Raw genomic sequence first — 19,218 nt, 5'->3', positions numbered from 1 at the left:
CAGGGCAGAGGGGCTGGTTCTCAGCCGCCGACGAGCCGCCGGCGCAGCGCCGGATCGACGAGCACGCTCACGTTGTCGCTGATCTGCTCGGCGGTGCCGACCCCGATCGGGAGCGCTCGGACCTCCGGGTCGCGGATCTGCGCTGTCAGCAGCTCGGCCATCTCCCGCACGCCGATGTGGGGTCGCTCGAAGAACGGCTCGGTGGCGGGATCCATCGTGGGCAGTCCCTGCTCGCCCTGGGTCGTGGCGAGCAGCTCGGCGGCATCCGCCAGGGCGGCCTGTCGGGATCTCCAGTCCCGGGCGTGCAGCACCTCGTGCAGGGCGATGCGCAGCACTCCCCCACCTGGCAGCCGGGCGGCGGAGCGGGCGAGCCATTTCCCGTACGGGGGCCAGCGGCGGTGCAGGAGGTGGGCGAAGTGCAGCAGGGTGCGCACGTGACGCGCGGCGATCACGGCTGAGCCGTCCTCGTCGCCGCGCAGCCCTGCCCGGCCCACGTCGGGGAACTCCTGGCCCAGCCGCGACCAGTCCGAGGCCACGGCGTACCGCCAGATGTCGTCCGGATACCAGGTGAGACGCTCCCGGATGTCCGTGAGGACGCCCGGGCCGTCCTCGAAGACCGGTCCCGCCGTGACCTCGAGGACCGACTGCCCGGTGAGGGACAGCCACTCGGTGAGGGTCAGCGCGCTCGAGGGATCCACGCCGAGACGGGACACGGCGAAGGATGCCGCCGAAGCGACCTCGACCCGCTGTCGCACGACGGGATCCCAGGTGGTCGCGAAGCGCGTGGGAAGTCCTTGCCAGGTCTCCGGCAGCTCGGACTCCAGCAGCGCGTCGATCTCCGGGGCGCGGTCGTCCTCGACGAGCAGGGTCAGGCGCAGGCCCCAGTCGTGGTCACGGGACTGGGCATCGTCGAAGCCGAGCACGTCGGAGCCGGAGCCCAGCCGCGCAGCGGCGACGTCGATCCCCGGAGCCCGCGCCGTGAGGAGCGGACGCACGACCTGGCGGAAGTACTCCTGCGAGAGGCCGGCGCCGGTGGACGGCATCTCTCCCACGACCGGACCTCTCGCGCGCCCGGGCTCAGGCGCCGAGGAGGCGGGCCGCGAGGTAGGACTCGACCTGGTCGAGAGCCACGCGCTCCTGCGTCATGGTGTCGCGCTCGCGGATGGTCACGGCCTGGTCGGTCGCGGTCTCGAAGTCGACCGTGATGCAGAACGGGGTGCCGATCTCGTCCTGACGACGGTAGCGACGACCGATGGCCTGCGTGACGTCCATCTCGACGTTCCAGTGCTTGCGCAGCTGATCGGCGAGCTGGGTGGCGCGGGGCACGAGGTCCTCGCTCTTGGACAGCGGCAGCACCGCGGCCTTGATCGGCGCCAGGCGCGGATCGAGCTTGAGCACGGTGCGCTTGTCGACGCCGCCCTTGGAGTTGGGGGCCTCGTCCTCGGTGTAGGCGTCGACCAGGAACGCCATCATCGAGCGGGTCAGGCCGAAGCTGGGCTCGATCACGTACGGCGTGTACCGCTCGTTGTTCGCCTGGTCGAAGTACTGCATCTTCGTGCCCGAGCCCTCGGTGTGGCTGCCCAGGTCGAAGTCGGTGCGGTTGGCGATGCCCATGAGCTCGCCCCACTCGCTGCCCTGGAAGCCGAAGCGGTACTCGAAGTCGATCGTGCCGGCGCTGTAGTGGGCGCGATCGTCCTCGGGGACGTCGAAGCGGCGCAGGTTGTCCGGGTTCATGCCGAGGTCGATGAACCAGTTCCAGCAGTCCTCGACCCACGCGTCGAAGTGGGTCTGGGCCTCCGCGGGCGGCGTGAAGAACTCGATCTCCATCTGCTCGAACTCGCGGGTGCGGAAGATGAAGTTGCCGGGGGTGATCTCGTTGCGGAACGCCTTGCCGACCTGGCCGATGCCGAACGGGGGCTTCTGGCGGGTCGCGGTGACCACGTTGAGGAAGTTCACGAAGATGCCCTGGGCCGTCTCGGGGCGCAGGTACGTCAGGCCCGCCTCGGTGTCCACCGGGCCGAGGAACGTCTTGATCAGGCCGGAGAACTGCTGAGGATCGGTGAACTCGCCGCGGGTGCCGCAGTTGGGGCAGGGCACCTCGGCCAGGCCGCCCTCGGGCGCGCGGCCCTTCTTCTCCTCGAAGCCCTCCAGGAGGTGGTCCTCGCGGAAGCGGTTGTGGCAGCTCTTGCACTCCACCAGCGGGTCGGTGAAGGTCGCGACGTGGCCGGACGCCTCCCACACGCGCTTGGGAAGGATGATCGAGGAGTCCAGGCCCACCATGTCGGCGCGGGACTGCACGAACGTGCGCCACCACTGCCGCTTGATGTTCTCCTTGAGCTCCACACCGAGAGGGCCGTAGTCCCAGGCAGAGCGCGTACCGCCGTAGATCTCTCCTGCCGGGAAGACGAAGCCGCGCTTCTTGGTGAGGGAGATGACGTTGTCCAGCGTGCTGGCGGGGGCCTTGGCCACGGGGAGACTCCTGGTGACGAGGGTGGAACAGAACCCTCCCAGCATACCGACGGCGCACGTGTGACGGTGCGCACGCCGGGCGGCCCCGGCGGCCCGTCGGCTTGCGCAGGCATGCCGGCTTGGTGAGAATGATTGTCATGACGTTCACTCCGCGCCCCACGCGCCGCTCCCTGCTCGCCCTCACCGGACTCGGTGCGGGTGCCGCCCTGCTCGCCGCCTGCGGCGACGGTGGGGGCGCAGGCAGCGGCGGCAGTGGAGGGATCACCGTGGTGACCTCGAACTATCCGCTCTCCTACCTCCTGGCACGGATCGGCGGCGAGCACGTGGACGTGACCGACCTCGCCACCCCGGGCGCCGACGCGCACGGACTCGAGCTCTCCGTCCGCCAGGTCATGGCGGTCCAGGAGGCGGGGCTGGTGCTGCAGATCCCCGGCTACCAGGCCTCCCTCGACGATGCGATCGCCTCGGGCGACGGGGACAACGTGCTCGACGTCTCCCAGGTGGTCACCATGCTCCCCAGCGGCGACGACTCCCATGAGCATGAGGAGGAGGCCTCGGACGCAGGCGGCGACGAGCACGCCGCGGACGAGAGCCACGACGAGCACGATCATGGGCCGAACGACCCCCACTTCTGGCACGATCCGCTGCGGATGGCGGAGGTCGGCGATGCCCTCGCCGCCCGCCTGGCGGAGCTGGCCCCTGACGGCGTCGACGCCTTCTCCGCCGCTGCCGCCGACGTGCGCAGCGACCTCGAGGCCCTCGACGCGGAGCTCACCGAGCAGTACGGGGGCGTCGACGGGGAGCGCGCCTTCATCACGAGCCACGCGGCGTACGCCTATCTGGCGGACCGTTACGACCTCCACCAGATCGGCATCGCCGGGGTGGACCCCGAGAGCGAGCCCTCCCCCCAGCGTCTTCTCGATCTGGAGAAGCTCGTGACGGAGGAGAACGTCTCCACGATCTTCTTCGAGACCACGGCGTCCCCGAAGGTCGCCCAGACCCTCGCGGAGAACCTCGGCATCGCCAGTGAGGAACTCGACAACCTCGAGACCCAGCTCGATGAGGACTCGGACTACCCTGCTGTGATGCGAGAGAACAGCCGCAAGCTCCTGGAGAGCTGGGCATGACCCGATCCGCGGAACACGTTGTCGAGGTCCGGGGGGCGAACGTCCAGCTCTCCGGGACACGTATCCTCCACGATGTCGATCTGCGGATCGCCCCCGGCGAGATGGTCGCTCTGCTGGGCGCGAACGGCTCGGGGAAGTCCACCCTGCTGCGGGCGGTCGTCGGCGTGCTCCCCCTGGAGTCCGGCAGTGCGACGCTCTTCGGGCAGGAGGTCCACCGCGCAGCGGTGCACGACCGTCTCGGATACGTGCCCCAGGACTCCTCGGAGGCCGGCTCCATCCCGGCGACCGCCCGGGAGTCCGTGGCCAGCGGCCTGCTCACCTCGCGCTCCTGGTGGCCGCGGACCCGGGACCCCCGGGTGCGCACGGCGCTGGACGCCGTGGGGCTCGGGGACCTGGCGGGCCGGCCCATCACCCGGATGTCCGGCGGGCAGCGCCGACGGGTGATGCTGGCCCGTGCCCTCGTGCGCGAGCCGGAGTTCCTGGTGCTGGACGAGCCCTTCTCCGGCGTGGACCTCTCCACCCAGCAGCTCATCGCCTCCCTCTTCCGGGAGCTCACCGCGCGTGGCACCACCATCCTCGTGGTCCTGCACGAGACCGGGATGCTCGAACGGGACATCACGCGGGCGGTGGTCCTGGACCACGGCCGGGTCGTCCACGACGGCGACGTGGGCGATCGCCCGCCGCTGGATCCCGGGCACGAGCACCTGCTCGACAGCCTCCCGCCTCACGAATGCCTCGGACAGGAGATCCACCCCGCATGATCTCCCCACTCGACATCCTCACCTCCGACCTGCTGCGGTACCCGCTGATCATCGCGGTGCTCATCGGGCTGACCGCCCCGGTGGTCGGCACCTACCTGGTCCAGAAGCGACTCTCCCTGCTCGGTGACGGCCTCGGCCACGTGGCCCTGACCGGCGTGGCCGTCGGCTGGCTGGTGGGCGCCTGGACCACCGCCACCCCCGCCGATCTGCTCGCGATCCCGGGCGCGCTGGCCGCCTCCGTCATCGGCGCGCTGGCGATCGAGTACGTGCGCGAGGTCAGCCACACCAGCCGCGACGTCGCACTGGCGATCATGTTCTACGGCGGCATCGCCGGCGGCGTCGTGATCATCCAGCTCGCCGGTGGCACCTCGCAGAACCTCATGGGCTACCTGTTCGGCTCCCTGTCCACGGTCACGGCCCCGGATCTGCTCATCGCGCTCGTGCTCGCCGTCGTGGTGCTCGTGATCGGGATCGGCCTCAGCTCCCTGCTCTCCGCGGTCACGGGTGACGAGGAGTTCGCCCGGGCCTCCGGCCTGCCGGTGCGCGCGGTGAACGTCCTCATCGCCGTGATGGCCGCGCTCACCGTGACGCTCTCGATGCGCATCGTGGGAGCGCTCATGGTCTCCGCGCTCATGATCGTCCCTGTCGCCGCGGCGCAGCAGCTCGTGGTCGGCTTCACGCGCACCATGCGCACCGCCATGGTGATCGCCGTGGTGTGCGCGCTGGGCGGACTGCTGATCACCGTCTACGTCGACCTGCCGCCCGGCGGCGTGATCGTGCTGGCCACGATCGCCGTCTACATCCTCGCGCTGCTCACGCGGACGATCCTCGGATCCCGCAGCCGGGTCGGGACCGCGCCGGCCGAGCCGGATGCGGAGACCCGCGCCCGCCAGGAGCGCTCCGTCGAGACCGCCCATGAGGTCGCCGCCGCACGTGCCCCCTCCGGCTGGCAGCGATGAAGGTCCCGACCGACATGGGGGACAATCGAGGCATGCAACGGAACACCCGCCAACGCTCCGCGATCCTCGAGACGCTCGAGCGACAGGACGACTTCCGCAGCGCCCAGCAGATCCATGAGCAGATGAAGGCCGACGGCGAGACCGTGGGCCTGGCCACCGTGTATCGCAACCTGCAGGCCCTCAGCCGCTCCGGGCGGCTCGACGTGCTGGTCGCGGGCGACGGGGAGTCGCTGTACCGCCAATGCGAGGACACCGGCCACCACCACCACCTCGTGTGCCGGGAGTGCGGTCGCACCGTCGAGTTCCTCGCGCCCAAGCTCGAGGGCGCCATGACCGCCATCGCCCGGGAGCACGGCTTCACCGACCTCGATCACACCCTCGAGGTGTTCGGTCTGTGCACCGACCACGGTGGCGCCGAACAGGTCGAGGGCGAGTCGGTCGAGAGCGAACAGGTCGAGGGCGAGCAGGTCCAGGACGAGCCGGCTGAGGGCGGGGCCCCTCGGCGATGATGGACTGGGTGGAGTCGCTGCCGCTGCTCCAGGCGATGGGCGTGCTGTACGTGGTGATCTGGCTGCGCGCCGGGTCGACCTATGCCCTCGGCCGCGGCGCCCGTCGGGTCGCCCATCGTGGACGGATCGCCGCCTTCCTCGATTCCCCGCGGGTGGAGCGGGCCACGGAGATCGTCAACCGCTGGGGCGCGCCCGTCGTCGCCCTCAGCTTCCTGACCGTCGGCTTCCAGACCGCGGTCAACGCCGCTGCGGGCCTCACCGGGATGCCGCTCCGGCGGTATCTGCCGGCGCTCGCGATCGGCGGCGCCGCCTGGGCGTTCATCTACGCCACCATCGGCCTGGTGGCCTTCGCCGCCTGGCTGGAGCTGTTCCTGCGGTCACCGTGGGCCGCGGTCGCGGTGCTCGCCCTGATCGTGGTGCTCATCGCGATGCTGCTGCGCCATCGGCGCCTCGCCGGCGGGATGCTCGCCCCGGCCGATGACGTCACGCCCGCCGATGACATCGCCACGGAGCCCGCCGACGAGCAGGATGCGGCGTCCGATGGCAGGGATCCGGACGCCGGCCACAGCACGGATCAGGCCTCCTGAGACGACGACCCGACCGCGCTCGCACCCACTCGGGCTCGTGTTCGTGATCGAGGTCGTGTTCGGGCCCGTGCTAGTGCTCGGGCTCGGACCCTGCCCTCAGACGGGGTCGACCTCCGCAGCGCCGGGGACATCGACCGCTCCCCCGTACCGACGGTCGCGTCGGGCGTACTCCGTGATCGCGCGCCACAGCACCACGCGGTCCACATCGGGCCACAGCTCGGGGACGAACACCAGCTCGGCGTAGGCGGACTGCCACAGCAGGAAGTTCGAGGTGCGCTGCTCCCCGCTGGTGCGCAGGAACAGATCCACATCCGGCATGTCAGGATCGGCGAGATGCCGGGCGAGGGTGCGTTCGTTGATGCCCCGCCCGCGCAGGCGCCCGGAGCGTGCCTCCTCGGCGATCTCCCGCACCGCGTCGATGATCTCGGCGCGGCCGCCGTAGTTCACGCACATGTAGAGCGTCATCCGGGAGTTGGTGCGCGTGAGCTCCTCGGCCTCGCGCAGCTCCTTGATGACGCTGCCCCACAGGCGCTGCTCGCGGCCGATCCACACGATCCGCACGCCCCAGGAGTTCAGGGTGTCGCGCTGGCGGCGCAGCACCGAGCGCGAGAAGCCCATGAGGAAGCGCACCTCCTCCGGGGAGCGCTTCCAGTTCTCGGTGGAGAAGGCGTAGGCCGACAGATGGGTCACGCCGATCTGCAGCGCACCGGCGACGACGTCGAGCAGGGCCGCCTCCCCCGCCTCATGGCCTGCTGTGCGCGGCAGCCCCTGGCGGTTCGCCCAGCGACCGTTGCCGTCCATCACCACGGCGACGTGGCCGGGGATCGTGGGGGTCGGCAACGACGGCGGGCGCGCACCGCTGGGGTGCTCGAACGGCTCGTCGTATGCAGCAACGGGTGCGCCGGGCATCGGTGGCCTCCAGGGGGTCTCGCGGGCGGACGGTCGGCGGACGTTGCCGCAGCGTTCGGGGTCTCAGAGATCAGGGTCTCAGCAGTCGGGGTCTCAGCGTTCGACGTAGCTCAGGGAGCGCACCGAGCGCTCGAGGTGCCACGTGATCGTGTCGGTGATCAGCCGGCCCGCCTCCTGCATGACGGTCTCGTCGGCCGTGACGACATTGTCCCAGTCGCCGGCGAGCAGGAAGATCATGTGCTCGATCGTGGACTGTCGCACGGCGATGGCCCCGGGACGACGACAGGCGGTGCACACCAGGCCACCGGCGCGGATGTCGAGGGCATGGTGCGGGCCCGGTGCCCCGCAGGTCGCGCAGATGGACAGCTCAGGGGCCCATCCGGAGACGGCGAGGGTGCGGATGAGGAACGAGTCCAGGACCAGCGGCGGGGCGAGACGGCCCTCCGACATCGCCCGCAGCGCGCCGACGAGAATGAGGAAGCCGCGCTGGTTGGGGTCCACCATCTCGTCGGTGAGCCGGTCGGTGGTCTCGAGCATCGCGCTCGCGGCCGTGAAGCGGCTGTAGTCGGCGCTGATCCCGATGGCGAAGGCCTCGATCGCGACGACCTGGGTGACGGTGTGCAGGCTGCGACCGGTGTGCAGCTGCACGTCGACCAGGGTGAACGGCTCCAGCCGCGCACCGAAGCGGCTGCCGGTGCGGCGCACACCCTTGGCGACGGCGCGGACCTTGCCGTGCCGCCGGGTGAGAAGCGTGATGATGCGATCGGCCTCACCCAGGGGATGGGTGCGCAGGACGATCGCGTCGTCTCGGTAGAGCTTCTGCTGCATGGTCCCTCGAGCCTACGGCGGGGTGGTGACTCCTGGCTGCAGGCAGGGGTGGTGTCGGCCAGGAGGTCCGTCACCCCGGAGCCCGCAGATCCGTGTCGGCACCGCATCGCCACCCCACCAGGACCGCACCGGAGCCGCACCTGGGCCGCACGGAGTGGTCGGATCGGCGACGCTGCGGGGTCAGGACGTGCATGATGGCGTCACCAGCCGTCGCCCCGGAAGGGACGTCGGACCACGACCGGGAGGGAGACGCCATGGGGATCCTCGGGATGCTGAACCGTGACGACAGGACGAAAGCGACCGCTCGGGAGGCCATGAAGGAGGCCCGCTCGGGCAAGGGCGGCTCCGACGGGAGCGCGCTGCAGCGCATGGTCGAGATGTTCCGCGACATCGGCCTGGACGGGAAGCTGACCTTCTCCTCGGCGCAGGACGTCGCGAAGCGTGCGCAGCGTGGCCGTGCCCGCAAGCGCCCCGACAAGGCGGTGCGACGCCTGGTGCGTCGCCATCGGCGCGGCGTCACGATCGCCGGGTTCCTCACCGGGCTCGGAGGCATCTTCACGCTGCCCGTGCTGCTGCCCACGAACGTCGTGGAGTTCTACGCCCAGTCCACCCGCATGGTCGGCGCGATCGCCGTGGTGCGCGGCTACGACCTCGACGACGAGGAGATCCGGGTGCGCGTGCTCGCCTCCCTCCTGGGTGAGGAGTCCGGGGACGTGCTCAAGAACATCGGGCTCGGGCCCATCGCCGGCGCCGCGACCCGTACCGTCGCCAAGCGCCTGCCCCGCAGCACCGAGTCCGCCGTCGCGAGCGCGATCGGCGGTCGCATCCTGCGCAAGTTCGGCCTGCGGTCGGCGCGGCTGTTCGGCAAGGCGATCCCGGGGCTCGGCGGTGTGCTCGGCGCGATCGCGGACCGTGCCCAGCTGAACAAGATCGCGAAGGCCGCGCAGCGGACGTTCCCGCCGGTGCGCTGAGCTGGTCGACGGGACCTGCCAGGCGCCCGGGACCTGCCAGGCGCCCGCGGCCTGCCAGGCGCCCGCGGCCTGTCAGGAGCCCGCGGCCTGCCAGGTGACTGCGGCCGGTCAGGCGGGCTTGCGGGCCACCGCGAAGATCCGGCGGAACGGGAGGATGACGCCGCCGCCCTCGTCAGGATAGGCACGGCGCAGGCGCTCCTTGAACTCGGCCTCGAAGGCCGGGAGCAGCGCCTCGGGCAGGGCCTGGAGCGTGGGCCGGGCCCCGGTGCCGCTGACCCACTCGAAGACGGGATCCGGCCCGTGCAGCACGTGCAGATAGGTCGTCTCCCAGGCGTCCACCTCGAGGCCCAGCTGCCCCAGCGTGCGAAGGTAGGTGGCGGCATCATGGGAGGCGGGGTGATCGACCCCGTCGAGGTGGCGGGCATAGGGCTGCTGCGCCGCGAGCTGCCGCCTGATCGAGTGGCTGGGCTCCTCGAAGTTGCCGGGCACCTGCATCGCCAGCCAGCCGCCGGGGGCGAGCATGGCGACCAGGCGCGGCAGCAGCTCCAGGTGCCCGGGGACCCATTGCAGCATGGCGTTGGTGACCAGCACGTCGACCCCGCGCGGAGGCTCCCAGCTGCGCACGTCCCCTCGCTGCGCCCCGATGCCGGGGACCTCCTGGGCCCGGGCGACCATCTGCGGGCTAGCGTCGACCGCGAGCACCTCGGCCGACGGCCAGCGCTCGGCGAGCTGGGCGGTCAGGGTGCCGGGGCCGGCGCCGAGGTCGACGACGAGACCGGGCGAGATGGCGCCGATCCGCGTGGTGAGATCCACGAACGGGCGCCCGCGCTCGTCGCCGAACTTCAGGTACTGCTCCGGGCTCCAGGTGTGCACCATCGCTGCGGCCTCCGACCGTCGAGAATTATCTTGATCTCAAGATACCCGGCTCAGAGCGGGACGTCGAGTGCCACCTGGACCCGCGGCTGCATGAGGGAGACGTCGTCGCCCGGGGCCTTCCACCCGCCGGCGATCGACGGATCATAGGTGGTCTCCAGGAGTGTGAGCTCGGCGCTCTCGGGGACGGTCGCCTCCACCGTGACGGCCTCCCCCTGCGGGACACCGACGATCTGCACCCCGGTCAGGGGATTCCCCGATTCCAGACTGCGCCCGTCGATGCTCACGTCCTCGAGACCCCCGACGCTCGGGCTGAGCTCCAGTTGAGCGGCCTCGCGCGGGGAGGTGATGAGCAGCCGGACGCGCGGCGTGCCGTCCGTCGACGGCGTCCCCGCAGCATCGGCGACCTCGATCATGGGCAGCGGCACGTCCGAGGTGGCCGAGACGCCATCCAGCGCCTGCCCCCAGGCGGTCGTCCCGGACGCCTCCCAGGTGGTCGCTCCCGTCGCGCCGTCGACGTGCGCGTCCACCCGCTCCTGGACCGGTTCCGGTGCGGCCTGGGTCCACGCGGTGCCTCCGACCACGAGGCCGACGGTGATCACGGCGGGCAGCACCGGGATCAGGAGCCGATGCGGTCGCCGGGAGGGGAGGGAGGCGTCGCCGCGTCCGAGGAACAGCGGCGCCGCCGCTCCGAGCCCGACCACGGCGGTCCCGGCGAGACCGCCGGCGGACGAGGCGATGCCGAACTCCATGAGGGCGGAGACCTGCGTGCCGAGCATCCACGCCGTCGGCAGCAGGGCGAGCACCCGGATCGCGAGCGCGGGGCCGGCGGGGAGCATCGTCGCCAGCAGGGCCCCGGCGGCGGCGAGGATCGCGGGCGGGATCATCGAGCTGCCCAGCGCGGGTGAATAGAGGGCCAGTGCGGCGAGCAGCGCCGTCATGGCGAGTCCTGCGCCGGTGAGCAGCGCCGCGCGACCGATGAGAAGGCGCGCCAGCACCCAGCAGCAGGCGACCCCCACCGCGCCGGCCACAAGATCGGCGAGGAGGAAGAGCTCGGCGCGCACCGGTTCGCGGGTCGTCTGCGAGAGCATCTGCGGCGTCGCGGCGGAGGCGAGCTGCCAGGTCACGACCGCCACCGCGACCGCGAGGGCCAGGCCGAGCGTCCCGGCGACGACCCCGAGCGCGACGCCGAGCAGCGTGAGCCGTCCCCGTCGGCGCTCCACGAGGATCACGGCCAGCAGCGCGATGGGTGCGCACAGAGCGAGCACGGTCAGCAGCAGCGGGTGGATGCCGACGATCCCCCACGGGGCTGTGGTCTGCACCGGGTCCCCACCCGACCCCTCCTCCAGCGCGCCCAGGTCCCTGCCCGCCAGGTCACGGGTGAGCGCGAGGGTCAGATCCCCATAATGCTGGAGCGAGTTCTGATCGAGGTGCGCGGCGTCGTCCTGGGGGCTGTGATACGCCCACGCGTCGTCGATGATCGCCATGTCCATCCCCCACCAGCCGGCCGCACGATAGACGGTGAAGTCGGTGTCGTTGGGGATGATCTCGAACAGGGCATCGGTGAAGGATTCGAACTCGGGGTGGGGCATCGCGCCGAGCACGTCGTGCATCGGCCCGTTCGTCCGGGTCACCACAGGGCGACCGGAGATGCCGCGGGCCTCGTGGTTCAGCACGACCACCGGGGGTGTCAGCTCCTCGGCCCGCTCATCGAGGTACGCCTGCGCGCCCAGCAGTCCGCGCTCCTCCCCGTCGACCAGGAGCACCACCAGATCGTTGCGCTGAGCCTCCGGTCCGAGCGCACGGATCGACTCGAGGATCGTGGCGACGCCGACGCCGGCGTCCGCCGCTCCGGGAGCACGGGGGACCGAGTCGATGTGCGTCGCCAGGACGATGGTGCCGGTGGGGTCCGTGCCGGGCCGTACTCCGAGGAGGTTCCGGGTATACCCAGCGACCCCCTCGTCGTCCATCGCCCGCAGCCCGATCGACTCCTGGGTGTCGGTCGTGAAGCCGAGCTCTGTCAGCTGGTCAGCGAGCTCCTCGTGGGCACGGGCGTTCGCCGCCGACCCGACGGGACGCGGCTCGGCCACGACCGCTGCGGCCGCCTGGGAGGCACGTGCGGCACTGAAGACGTCCGCCGGGGCATCCGTCCCCTGCGCCGCGGTGACGCCGCGCGAGGCGAAGCCCAGGGCGACCACGAGGGCGAGCGCCACCAGGAGCAGAGGAATCTGCCCGCGTACGAGGAGGGACCGTCCACGGCCCGGCCGCTGCGCACGGGCCCTCGCGGCGCCGGACCTGCTGGGCTCTGCCGACGATTCGTCCTCCTGGTCCGGGTCAGCCTGTGGGCGCTCGGGCCCGGTCGGGTCAGGGATGTCGGGACCGCTGCGCATCGTCATACCACGTGTGTACAGGGGCGACGCCGCTTCTGCCTCCTCCTTGCGATGGAGAAACGCCGTCGTGCTGGATTCCGTTGCGGTTCCGAGACCTGCCCTCCCCGTCGCTCCTTCCCTTCGCCCTTCCGCCTTGCCGTCCTTCCGCCGAGAACTGCTCGGGGGGCTCAGCGCTCGAGTCGATCCAGGGCGTGCAGATCGCTGAGCGTCCCACCGGCCTCGAGCAGGGCGGCTCGGAAGGCCAGCAGCGCGGGCTGGCCCGCCGCCCCGGCCCGGGCCGCGGTGTAGAGGGACCGGTGAGGGTCACCGGGCAGCCGCAGAGGTCGGGTCCCACCGAGGTGCTCGGAGGCGATGATGCCCGGGAGGAAGGCGACCGCATGGCCGGAGCGCACCAGGTGCACCTGCAGGAGCGGGTCCGGGGTGTCGAAGCGGACTCGGGGCTCGACGCCGGCGGCGCGCAGATAGGTGCGCGCCCAGTCCCCGGTGCGGGTGTCCTCGGGGTCCAGCGCCCAGGGTGCATCGGCCAGCTCCGCGAGGGAGCCGGGCACGGACCAGGGACCGGAGTCCGGCAGCACCAGCAGCAGCGGGTCCCGGAGCAGGTCCTCCCGGTCGGTGCCGCGCCGCACGACCCGTCGGCCCCCGGGATAGTCCTCGCCCAGGATCACCTCGAAGCGATGCGCCAGGAGGCCCTCGTACGCCGCCTCGACCTCGCGCTGGGCGAGCTCGATCCGGAGCTCGGGATGGCGCTGCTCGAGGATGCTCACCGTGGCCGGGGCGAGTGCGATCAGCGGCGTCTGGAAGGAGGCGACGCGCAGCACCCCGCTCGCCTCGCCCTGCGCCATCTCGAGCTCGGCCTCGGTGGCCTCGAGCAGGCTGAGCATCTCCTCGGCGCGCCGGGCCAGCTGCATGCCCGCATCGGTCAGGATGACCCGTCGGCCAGCCTGCTCGAACAGGGTGACCTTGGTCTCCCGCTCCAGGTGGGAGAGCTGCTGGGACACCGCCGAGGGCGACATCGAGTGGGCCTTGGCGACCGCCGACATCGTCTCCAACCTGCGCAGTTCGTGCATCAGGAACAGGCGATGGAGGTTCAGCATCGCGCCCTCTTCTCGACGTTAAGCATTGCTTCACGGTACACGTCGGAAACATTCGCTGGACCAGATCGGATGCGAGGCCCCACAGTGGAGGCGTGACGATCTCTGCTTCTCCTGCCTCCACCGGATCGGCCCCGGTCACGGGTGCACCCCGTGGTGGTTCCGGGGTGCCGCTGACCCCGGTGATGTTCATCCTCGGCTCCTGTATCTCGCTCCAGTTCGGAGCGGCCCTGGCCACCCAGCTCTTCCCTGAGCTCGGCCCCTGGGGCACCACCTCCCTGCGCCTCGGCATCGCGGCCCTCGTGCTGCTCGTGATCGTGCGGCCCAAGCTCCACCGCTTCACCCGCGAGCAGTGGATCGCCGTGCTCCTGTTCGGTGGCGCCATCGGTGCGATGAACGGCGCCTTCTACGCGTCGATCAGCCGCATTCCGCTGGGCACCGCGGTCGCGATCGAGTTCCTCGGACCGCTGGCCGTCTCCGCCGTGCTCTCCACGCGCCGCACCGATCTGCTGTGGGTGGTGCTCGCCCTCGGCGGCGTGAGCCTGTTCGGTCTGGAGTCCCTCACCGGCGACACCGCACTGGACGGCATCGGCGTGCTGTTCGCCCTGATCGCCGCCGTGTTCTGGGGAATGTACGTGCTGTGCAGCGCCCGTGTGGGACGTCTCGTGCCCGGACAGGACGGTCTCGCCGTGGCCATGGCCGTCGGCGCCCTCGTGGTGCTCCCGCTGGGTGCCCCCGGAGCGGTCGCGGGCCTGGTGGATCTGCGTCTGCTCGGCCTCGCCGTGGGCACGGCGCTGCTCGCCTCGGTGCTGCCGTACACCCTCGAGCTCGCGGCGCTGCGACGGCTCCCCCGCCACGTGTTCGGGATCCTCCTGAGCCTCGAGCCGGTCATCGCTCTGTTCGCCGGGGTGCTCCTGATCGGCCAGGACGCGACGGCCCTGCGCATCGCCGCCGCGCTGCTCGTCGTGGGTGCGAGCGTGGGCATCACCCTCACCGCCCGGGGCGCCGCTCCCGACCAGCCCCAGCCGGTCGACGAGGAGCCCGGATGGGAGCTTCCCACACCGACCCACGCGACCCTGACCGGGGAGATGCCCGTCGTATTCCCCGAGGAGGGGCTGGGGGCCGACGAGGCGCCTGGAGCGTGCGGCACCGACACCGGGCGGCGCTGACCCGGGCCACATCGTGGAAGGTGCCAGCTCAGCGGCACCTTCCACGACATCACGGGCGGCACGCCCGCGGAGAACGGGCGCCGGTCCCTCGGAGGGCGGAACACGACCCGCGGAGGGCGGGCACCGGCCGCTCGGGGCCCGCGCCGGGTCTCAGCGCTGGACGCGGTGCTCGCGGTTCAGGGCCGAGATGATCGCCTCGAGCGAGGCACGGGTGATCGAGCCGTCGATGCCCACGCCCCAGAAGATCCGGTCCCCGATCTCGCACTCGATGTACGAGGCGGCCAGCGAGTCGTCTCCCTCGGTCAGCGCGTGCTCGGCGTAGTCGAGGATCCGCACGTCGATCTTGCGCTCGGCGAGGGCCTTGACGAAGCCGTCCAGCGGACCGTTGCCGATGCCCGTGACCGTGTGCTCCTCGCCGTCGACCACGAGCGTGACCGTGATGCGGTCCGCGCCCTCGCCGGTGGACTCCTGATGGATGGACGTGATCGCGAAGCGGCCCCAGCGACGTGCCTCGTCGGTGGCGGGCAGGTACTCGTCGGTGAAGGCGTCCCGGAGCTGGTCCGGGCTCACCTCGCCGCCGTCGGAGTCCGTGCGCTGCTGCACGATCCCGGAGAACTCGATCTGCAGGCGACGCGGCAGATCCAGGCCGTGCTCGGTGCGCAGCAGGTAGGCCATCCCGCCCTTGCCCGACTGGGAGTTCACGCGGATCACGGCCTCGTAGGAGCGGCCCAGGTCCTTGGGGTCCACGGGCAGGTACGGCACGCGCCACACCAGATCGTCGAGCGCCTTGCCGGCCTTCTCCGCGTCGGACTCCATCCGTTCCAGACCCTTCTTGATGGCGTCCTGGTGGGAGCCGGAGAAGGCGGTGAACACGAGGTCGCCGCCGTAGGGGCTGCGCTCGGGGACCGGCATCTGGTTGCAGTGCTCGACGGTGCGACGCACCTCGTCGAGGTCGGAGAAGTCGATCTGCGGGTCGACGCCCTGGCTGAACAGGTTCAGGCCCAGGGTCACCAGGTCCACGTTGCCGGTGCGCTCCCCGTTGCCGAACAGGCAGCCCTCGATCCGATCGGCGCCGGCCAGGTAGCCGAGCTCCGCGGCCGCGACGCCGGTGCCGCGGTCGTTGTGCGGGTGCAGCGACAGCACGAGGGAGTCGCGACGATCGAGGTTCCGATGCATCCACTCGATCGAGTCGGCGTAGACGTTGGGCGTGGCCATCTCCACCGTCGCCGGCAGGTTGACGATCATCTTGTCCTCGGGCGTGGGCTTCACGATGTCGATGACCGCGTTGCACACCCGCAGGGCGTACTCGAGCTCGGTGCCGGTGTAGGACTCCGGCGAGTACTGGTAGGTGATCTGCGTGTCCGGGATCGTCTCCTCGTACTTCTTGCACAGCAGCGCGCCCTGGACGGCGATGTCGAGCACCGCGTCCTCGTCCGCCCGGAAGACGACGTCGCGCTGGACCACCGAGGTGGAGTTGTACAGGTGGACGACGGCGCGCGGGGCGCCGGCGATCGCCTGGTAGGTGCGCTCGATCAGGTGCTCGCGGGACTGGGTGAGGACCTGGATGGAGACGTCCTCGGGGATGCGGTCCTCGTCGATGAGGGTGCGCACGAAGTCGAAGTCCGTCGCGGACGCGGCGGGGAACCCGACCTCGATCTCCTTGTAGCCCATCGCGACCAGCAGCTCGAACATCCGCAGCTTGCGCTCGGCGTTCATGGGGTCGATGAGGGCCTGGTTGCCGTCGCGCAGGTCCACGGCGCACCAGCGGGGGGCGCGGGTGATCCGGCGGGTGGGCCAGGTGCGGTCCGGGAGCTCCACGCGGATCTGCTCGTGGAAGGGCAGGTACTTGTGGATCGGCATGCCGGAGGGCTGCTGGGGGGCCTCGCCGGTGGAGCCGACGACGGGCTCCGCGGGGTCGCCGACGGCGGCGATGGCAGGAGCGGTGGTGGTGGATTCAGTCATCAGGGGGTCCTTCTCGCTGGGGTACCGGTCGCCGGACACAACGTCAGCCGCGGCGGGGTCCCGGCGTTCAGGTCCCGTCGCGGCGGCTAAGCAGAAGCAGCGATCCACGCATGAGCGCCACGGTAGCACCGTCGCCGCGGCCGTCAGGATCCGCTCACCATGCGAACGCCGCAGCCGGGTCAGAACCCGAGGCGGCCCAGCTGCTTGGGATCGCGCTGCCACTCCTTGGCGACCTTGACGCGCAGGTCCAGGTGCACCTTGCGGCCGATGAGGTGGTTGATCTCCCCGCGAGCCTGGGTGCCGACCTCCTTCAGACGCGAGCCGCCCTTGCCGATGATGATGCCCTTCTGGCTGTCGCGCTCGACGAAGAGGGTCGCGCGCACCACGAGCCGGCCCTCTCCTGGTTCGACGTGCACGAAGGGGTCGTCGGGGTCCGTCTCCACGACCTCCTCGACCACCACGGCGATCGAGTGGGGCAGCTCCTCGCGCACGCCCTCGAGGGCCGCCTCGCGGATCAGCTCGGAGATGCGATCATCACGCGACTCCTCGGTGAGCTGGTCGTCCGGGTACAGCTGCGGCCCCTCGGGCAGCTGCTTCGCGATCACCTCGAGCAGCACGTCCATCTGCTCGCCCTTCACGGCGGAGATCGGGACGATCTCGTCGAAGTCCATCAGCTGGTCCACGGCCATCAGGTGCTGGGCCAGCAGGTCGCGGTTCACGAGGTCGGTCTTGGTCACGACCGCGACCACGCGCGGTCCGCGTCGGCCCGTGCGCATCTCGACAAGGTCCTCGGCGATGAAGCGGTCACCGGGGCCGATCTTCTGATCCGCGGGCAGGCAGAACCCGACCACGTCGACCTCGCCGAGGGTCTCGCGCACCAGATCGTTGAGCCGCTCGCCGAGCAGGGTGCGGGGGCGGTGCACGCCCGGAGTGTCCACGAGGATGATCTGGGCGTCCTCACCGGTGACGATGCCGCGGATGGCGCGACGGGTGGTCTGCGGCTTGCTGGAGGTGATCGCGACCTTCTCCCCCACCATGGCGTTGGTCAGTGTCGACTTGCCGACGTTGGGACGGCCCACGAGGGCGACGAAGCCCGAGCGGTGCGTCGGGCTCTCCCCCGCCGCCTGACTGCCCGGCCCGCCGAGATCTTCACGGGGAGCCGGGGCGCTGGCACCCGGGGTGGTGGGGTCGAGGTCATCGGTCATCTGCGGTCTCCTGATCGGCGTCATGCATGTCGTCCTGCGAATCCTGCGATTCCTGCAAATCCTGCGATTCCTGCGAATTCTGTGCGTCCGCGGCGTCCTGTCGGTCCTGGGCATCCCGGACCCGGGAGACGATCACGGTGCTCAGCCTCCTGCGGCGGCCCGAGGTGCTCTCCGCCTCGAGCACCAGCCCGAAGGCCTCGGCGCGGGAGCCGACGATCGGCACCCGACCGGTCACCTTGCCGAGGAGCCCGCCGACGCTGTCGATGTCGTCGTCGTCCAGCTCGAGGTCGAACAGGTCCCCGACCTCCGAGAGCCCGGCGCGTGCGGGGACCCGGTAGCGGCCCTCGCCGAGGTCCTCGATCTCGGGTTCGTCAGGATCGTGCTCGTCGGCGATCTCACCGACGATCTCCTCGAGGATGTCCTCGATCGTGACGATCCCGGACACCCCTCCGTACTCGTCGACCACCATCGTGATGTGCACGTGGCTGGTCTGCATCTGCCGCAGGACCTCGTCGGCCATGACGAACTCGGGCACGAAGCGAGCCGGTCGCATGATCTCGGAGACCGGACGGTCGGGACGCGGGTCCCAGGGCGCGTGGATCGCCTTCATGACGTCCTTGACGTACAGCATCCCGCGCAGGTCGTCGACGTTCTCGCCGATGACCGGGATCCTCGAGAAGCCCGAGCGCACGAACAGCTGGACCGCCGACTCGGCGGAGTCGTCGCAGGAGAGGGCGACCATGTCGGTGCGCGGCACCATCAGCTCGCGCACCATCCGGTCACGCAGCTCGAAGACACCCTGGATCATGTCCCGCTCGCCGTCCTGGACGTGCTCGTCCTCGAGCGCCCGGTCCACATTCTGGCGGGCCTTCTCAGCGGCGTCCTCGGCGCGGTCCTGCGCGCCGGGACGGGCGGCGAGGTTCGCGCCGACGGCGGTCAGCGCGCTCACCGGCAGCCAGAGCACGCCGCGCGCCGCGGCCACCACCCAGCGGCTCGAGACGAGCACCGACTCGGGGCGGCTGCGACCGATGGTGCGCGGGGAGATCACGAGGATCACGAGCAGCAGCAGCGCGGCCCCGACGACGGTCACCACCGTCGGCGCGAGCCAGCTGGCCCCGATCCCGAGACGGTCGGCCCCCATGAAGGCGATGCCGGCGATCGCGGTGACGGTCACCGCCTCGGCGAGCATCCTGCCCAGGGACACGGACAGGAGGGTGCGGGCCGCATCGGAGTGCTGGGCGAGGACCTGGGTCCGCGTGGGCTCGGGGTGCTCTGCCAGGCTCTTCTCGAGTGCGCCGCGCGAGACCGTGAGATAGGCACCGTCCACGGCCATCAGCAGGGAGGAGACCACCAGCGATGCCAGGCCCAGCGGGATGAGGACGAGCAGCGCGGTGCTCAGCACGGGAGG

The 19,218-nt window shown here is 71.0% G+C and carries 17 protein-coding genes; 7 read left to right on the top strand and 10 right to left on the bottom strand.

The window, feature by feature from the left end; all coding sequences use genetic code 11:
* Positions 1-20: 20 nt before the first annotated feature.
* Together ACT3T5_RS04420 and ACT3T5_RS04415 are read right to left on the bottom strand one after the other, a co-directional pair.
* Positions 21-1,043, bottom strand: coding sequence for a DUF4037 domain-containing protein (locus ACT3T5_RS04420; RefSeq protein WP_444593707.1), 1,023 nt, complete (start codon positions 1,041-1,043; stop codon positions 21-23).
* Positions 1,044-1,077: 34 nt separating this feature from the next.
* Positions 1,078-2,514 (bottom strand): glycine--tRNA ligase, encoded by a 1,437-nt coding sequence (locus ACT3T5_RS04415; RefSeq protein ID WP_444593706.1) that lies wholly within the window; start codon positions 2,512-2,514, stop codon positions 1,078-1,080.
* A gap of 92 nt (positions 2,515-2,606) precedes the next feature.
* Here ACT3T5_RS04415 and ACT3T5_RS04410 point away from each other — a divergent pair, with 92 nt between their 5' ends.
* Genes ACT3T5_RS04410 through ACT3T5_RS04390 form a run of 5 tightly spaced genes read left to right on the top strand, consistent with a single transcriptional unit; the run spans position 2,607 to position 6,412 of the window.
* A complete protein-coding gene (locus tag ACT3T5_RS04410) occupies positions 2,607-3,596 on the top strand; it encodes a metal ABC transporter substrate-binding protein (protein ID WP_444593705.1) in 990 nt (329 codons plus the stop codon).
* Entirely contained in the window at positions 3,593-4,357 is a 765-nt protein-coding gene (locus ACT3T5_RS04405; protein ID WP_444593704.1) for a metal ABC transporter ATP-binding protein, read from the top strand. Before ACT3T5_RS04410 ends, ACT3T5_RS04405 begins: the two co-directional genes overlap by 4 nt.
* Positions 4,354-5,316 (top strand): metal ABC transporter permease, encoded by a 963-nt coding sequence (locus ACT3T5_RS04400; RefSeq protein ID WP_444593703.1) that lies wholly within the window; start codon positions 4,354-4,356, stop codon positions 5,314-5,316. The genes ACT3T5_RS04405 and ACT3T5_RS04400 overlap by 4 nt, the downstream gene beginning before the upstream one ends.
* 32 nt (positions 5,317-5,348) lie before the next feature.
* Positions 5,349-5,825, top strand: coding sequence for a Fur family transcriptional regulator (locus ACT3T5_RS04395; RefSeq protein WP_444576940.1), 477 nt, complete (start codon positions 5,349-5,351; stop codon positions 5,823-5,825).
* Complete coding sequence (locus ACT3T5_RS04390; RefSeq protein WP_444576941.1) at positions 5,822-6,412, top strand: DedA family protein; 591 nt, start codon at positions 5,822-5,824, stop codon at positions 6,410-6,412. Before ACT3T5_RS04395 ends, ACT3T5_RS04390 begins: the two co-directional genes overlap by 4 nt.
* Before the next feature lie 96 nt (positions 6,413-6,508).
* Here ACT3T5_RS04390 and ACT3T5_RS04385 read toward each other — a convergent pair whose 3' ends face one another.
* Both ACT3T5_RS04385 and recO read right to left on the bottom strand, forming a co-directional pair.
* Positions 6,509-7,321, bottom strand: a complete 813-nt coding sequence (locus tag ACT3T5_RS04385; protein WP_444593702.1) for an isoprenyl transferase — start codon at positions 7,319-7,321, stop codon at positions 6,509-6,511.
* Positions 7,322-7,414: 93 nt separating this feature from the next.
* A complete protein-coding gene (gene recO / locus ACT3T5_RS04380) occupies positions 7,415-8,149 on the bottom strand; it encodes a DNA repair protein RecO (protein ID WP_444593701.1) in 735 nt (244 codons plus the stop codon).
* A 191-nt stretch (positions 8,150-8,340) separates the two neighbouring features.
* Between recO and ACT3T5_RS04375 the strand changes: the two genes are divergently transcribed.
* Positions 8,341-9,120 carry an EcsC family protein gene (locus ACT3T5_RS04375; protein WP_444593700.1) on the top strand — a complete coding sequence of 260 codons (780 nt, stop codon included), beginning with the start codon at positions 8,341-8,343 and terminating at the stop codon, positions 9,118-9,120.
* 108 nt (positions 9,121-9,228) lie between these two features.
* On the opposite strand, the gene ACT3T5_RS04370 is transcribed toward ACT3T5_RS04375, so the two are convergent.
* The 3 genes from ACT3T5_RS04370 to ACT3T5_RS04360 form a co-directional block, all read right to left on the bottom strand.
* On the bottom strand, positions 9,229-9,996 hold the full coding sequence (locus ACT3T5_RS04370; RefSeq protein WP_444593699.1) for a methyltransferase domain-containing protein: 768 nt from the start codon (positions 9,994-9,996) through the stop codon (positions 9,229-9,231).
* Positions 9,997-10,046: 50 nt separating this feature from the next.
* On the bottom strand, positions 10,047-12,389 hold the full coding sequence (locus tag ACT3T5_RS04365; RefSeq protein WP_444593698.1) for a M28 family peptidase: 2,343 nt from the start codon (positions 12,387-12,389) through the stop codon (positions 10,047-10,049).
* 161 nt (positions 12,390-12,550) lie between these two features.
* Positions 12,551-13,477, bottom strand: coding sequence for a LysR family transcriptional regulator (locus tag ACT3T5_RS04360; RefSeq protein ID WP_193117579.1), 927 nt, complete (start codon positions 13,475-13,477; stop codon positions 12,551-12,553).
* Positions 13,478-13,569: 92 nt separating this feature from the next.
* On the opposite strand from ACT3T5_RS04360, the gene ACT3T5_RS04355 reads away from it, so the two are divergent.
* Positions 13,570-14,643, top strand: a complete 1,074-nt coding sequence (locus ACT3T5_RS04355; RefSeq protein WP_444593697.1) for an EamA family transporter — start codon at positions 13,570-13,572, stop codon at positions 14,641-14,643.
* A 150-nt stretch (positions 14,644-14,793) separates the two neighbouring features.
* Here ACT3T5_RS04355 and leuA read toward each other — a convergent pair whose 3' ends face one another.
* From leuA to ACT3T5_RS04340, 3 genes are all read right to left on the bottom strand, one after another.
* A complete protein-coding gene (gene leuA / locus ACT3T5_RS04350; RefSeq protein ID WP_444593696.1) occupies positions 14,794-16,605 on the bottom strand; it encodes a 2-isopropylmalate synthase in 1,812 nt (603 codons plus the stop codon).
* A gap of 179 nt (positions 16,606-16,784) precedes the next feature.
* Complete coding sequence (gene era, locus ACT3T5_RS04345) at positions 16,785-17,810, bottom strand: GTPase Era (protein ID WP_444576948.1); 1,026 nt, start codon at positions 17,808-17,810, stop codon at positions 16,785-16,787.
* Positions 17,800-19,212: a hemolysin family protein gene (locus ACT3T5_RS04340; RefSeq protein WP_444576949.1), complete on the bottom strand. Its 1,413-nt coding sequence runs from the start codon at positions 19,210-19,212 to the stop codon at positions 17,800-17,802. Before ACT3T5_RS04340 ends, era begins: the two co-directional genes overlap by 11 nt.
* Between the last annotated feature and the right edge of the window lie 6 nt (positions 19,213-19,218).

The organism is Brachybacterium sp. AOP3-A1-3 (assembly GCF_052378285.1).
In the GTDB taxonomy this organism is placed as follows: Bacteria; Actinomycetota; Actinomycetes; order Actinomycetales; family Dermabacteraceae; genus Brachybacterium.
Note: the sequence above shows the minus strand (reverse complement) of the source record. Positions and strands in the feature narration are given on the sequence as shown.